Raw genomic sequence first — 2929 nt, 5'->3', positions numbered from 1 at the left:
TCTCTGGAGCCTTCACTGGCCACTGATGAACACGCCGGTTCGTCGGCAGATCGCCGTCGGTCTGATGGAGAAGCTGGAAGCCAATCTCACCTGGTTTCCGCGCTACCAGGCTTATTTGCGTGAACACCATCCGCCCACGTTGATCGTTTGGGGGCCAGAGGATGGCTATATGCCCGCGGCGTCGGCAAGGGCCTATCATCGCGATCTGCCCGATGCGGAACTGCATCTGATCGAAGGGGCGGGTCATTGGCTGCTCGAGACACATTTCGACGATGCGCTGGCGCTGGTCCGCGATTTCCTGGCTCGTGTTCACGGCTGATCACAACTGGCGTCCGCTATGCCCGGTTTGCTGTCCGCCTGACTGAAGGAGAACCTCATGCCGACCACACCGACCATCGCGCGCATCTGGCGCGGTCGCACCCGCCGCGACATCGCCGACGCCTATGAGCCATACCTGCGTGCCGAGGGTATTCCGCCCCTCGAGAAGACGGCGCTTGGCGTCCAATTGCTGCGCGAGGACCGTGATGCCGAGACGTGGTTCACAACCATCTCGTATTGGGCCGACATGCAAGCGATGACCGCCTTTACCAAAGGCGAACCGACCAAAGTCCATCATCTGGACCGCGATGCCGAGTTTCTGATCGAGCTGCCGGAGCGGATCGAAATCCATCGGATACTTGTCGATCGTCGGGGACTGCGCTGAGCGCCGATCGGTGGTTCGCAACCTCTTCTTCTTCGCGGTGATATCGCTGATCTGGGGGCTGACCTGGGCCGCGATCAAGCTCGGTCTCAATGACGCGCCTCCGCTCCTGCTGGCGGCTGCACGCTATTTGCTGACCGCTTTGGCGGCAGGAGCCTGGCTCTTCGGTGAGGCGGTCGGCTGGGCTGAAATCACCGGTGCGATCCTCCTGCTGGCGGCTGCGATCGCGCTACTCAGGCCGCTGGGCGAAAATCGCGGGTGACCACATTGTCGGCCGGCCTCCTGACCTGCCGACCTCGAGCGGCGAAGCGATAGGCCCGCAATCCGTCCGCAGCTATCGCCGTCCGAAAAGCCGTTCGATATCCGCCAGCTTGAGTTCGATATAAGTGGGGCGGCCGTGGTTGCAGGTGCCGGAGCCGGGCGTCGCCTCCATCTGCCGCAGCAGCGCGTTCATCTCCTCGGCCTTGAGCAGGCGGCCGGAGCGCACAGAGCCGTGGCACGCCATGGTCGCGGCTATCTTGTCCAGCCGCTCCTTCAGCGTGTCGACCGTGTCGTTGTCGGCGATCTCGTCGGCGAGGTCGCGCACCAATTGCTGGACATTGGCCTCGCCCAGCATCGACGGCGTCTCGCGCACCGCGACAGCGCCGGGGCCAAAGCGCTCGATGCCGAGACCGAAGCGGGCCAGCGTTTCCGAATGCAGCGCAAGCCGCTCGGCATCCTCTTCCGGCAGGTCGATGATTTCGGGCAGAAGTAGCATCTGCGAGGGCACCGGGCGCGAATGCAGCGCATTCTTCAGCGCCTCGTAGACCAGCCGTTCATGCGCCGCATGCTGGTCGACGATGATGAGCGAATCCCTGGTCTGGGCGACGATGTAGTTCTCATGCACCTGGGCGCGCGCCGCGCCCAGCACCGCGCCGAGCAACGTCTCGGCCGCCTCATCCTGCCCTGCGCGTGCATCGGCGCTGGCAAGCGGACCGGCATCGAAAGCCGCTTGCTCGCTTTCTCGCAAGCCGCGCTGCTCGAAGCCCGCACCATCGAAACCCATATCGAGCGGCCGCTGCGGCGATCGGGCAGGATCGAAGCCGGACGGACCCGACGCGCGGTAGGCCGCGTCGTAGCTGCGGTGGCCGTTTGCCGGTCCGCCGTGGCCGTAGGATGCGGCCCCTGGCCGGAACGCCGCCATCATGCCGGCGGCACCCGTGGTGGCGGCGCGGACGCCGGCATCGGCCAGTGCCTGTCGGATGGCCCCGACGATCAATCCGCGCACAAGGCCGGGATCGCGGAAGCGCACATCGGCCTTGGCTGGATGGACATTGACGTCGACGATGGCCGGATCGAGCGTCAGGAACAGTACCGTCACCGCGTGGCGGTCGCGCGGCAGGACGTCGGCATAGGCGCCGCGTATGGCGCCGGCGATCAGCTTGTCGCGCACCGGGCGGCCGTTCACATAGGCATATTGCTGCAGCGCGTTGGCGCGGGTGAAGGACGGGATCGACACGTGGCCGGTCAGATGCACGCCATCGCGCATCGCGTCGAGGGCAATGGAATTGTCGGGAAAGTCGGCGCCCATCACCTGGGCGACACGACGCAGGCTGCCTTCCGCGCTGTCGTCCGCGGCCGGCAGTTCCAGTGTCGAGCGGTCCGAGCCGGCCAGCGTGAAGCGCACGGCGGGGAAGGCGATGGCGATGCGCTTGACCACATCGCTGGTGGCCGAGCTTTCGGCGCGTTCGCCCTTCATGAACTTCAATCGGGCCGGCGTTGCGAAGAACAGGTCCCGCACCTCGACCGTGGTGCCGCGATTGGCCGCCGCCGGCCTGACAGGCAGGACGCGGCCACCCTCGATGCCGATCTCGGCGGCGCTGTCGCTTGCTGCCGTGCGCGAGCGGATCGAAAGTCGCGACACCGAGCCGATCGACGGCAGCGCTTCGCCGCGGAAGCCCAGCGAGCGAATGTCGTTGATATCCTCGGTGAGCTTGGAGGTGCAGTGACGTGCGATCGCCAGCGCCAGCTCCCGTTCGGGAATGCCGGAGCCGTCATCGGTGACGCGGATCAGGTTCAGCCCGCCGCCCGATGTGACGATCTCGACGCGCGAAGCACCGGCATCGAGCGCATTCTCGACCAGTTCCTTGACCACGCTCGCCGGACGCTCGATGACTTCGCCGGCGGCGATCTGGTTGATCATCGTTTCGGAAAGCTGGCGGATGGGCATGGCGGCACTATAGGCGGATT

Annotated in this window: 4 protein-coding genes; 3 read left to right on the top strand and 1 reads right to left on the bottom strand. The window is 65.8% G+C overall.

Annotated features, from left to right (window positions below; translation table 11 throughout):
- From EN949_RS34330 to EN949_RS34320, 3 genes are all read left to right on the top strand, one after another.
- On the top strand, positions 1-319 hold a 319-nt coding region (locus EN949_RS34330; protein ID WP_164782649.1), incomplete at its 5' end, for an alpha/beta hydrolase.
- A gap of 57 nt (positions 320-376) precedes the next feature.
- The gene (locus EN949_RS34325; protein WP_024504825.1) at positions 377-703 is read left to right on the top strand and encodes a hypothetical protein; all 327 of its coding nucleotides are present in this window, start codon (positions 377-379) and stop codon (positions 701-703) included.
- Positions 678-962, top strand: a complete 285-nt coding sequence (locus tag EN949_RS34320) for a hypothetical protein (protein WP_164769986.1) — start codon at positions 678-680, stop codon at positions 960-962. Before EN949_RS34325 ends, EN949_RS34320 begins: the two co-directional genes overlap by 26 nt.
- Positions 963-1034: 72 nt before the next feature.
- Here EN949_RS34320 and mutL read toward each other — a convergent pair whose 3' ends face one another.
- The gene (gene mutL / locus EN949_RS34315; RefSeq protein WP_127370726.1) at positions 1035-2909 is read right to left on the bottom strand and encodes a DNA mismatch repair endonuclease MutL; all 1875 of its coding nucleotides are present in this window, start codon (positions 2907-2909) and stop codon (positions 1035-1037) included.
- Positions 2910-2929 lie beyond the last annotated feature (20 nt).

The organism is Mesorhizobium sp. M7A.F.Ca.US.007.01.2.1 (assembly GCF_003998165.1).
Taxonomy (GTDB): Bacteria; Pseudomonadota; Alphaproteobacteria; order Rhizobiales; family Rhizobiaceae; genus Mesorhizobium; species Mesorhizobium ciceri.
Note: the sequence above shows the minus strand (reverse complement) of the source record. Positions and strands in the feature narration are given on the sequence as shown.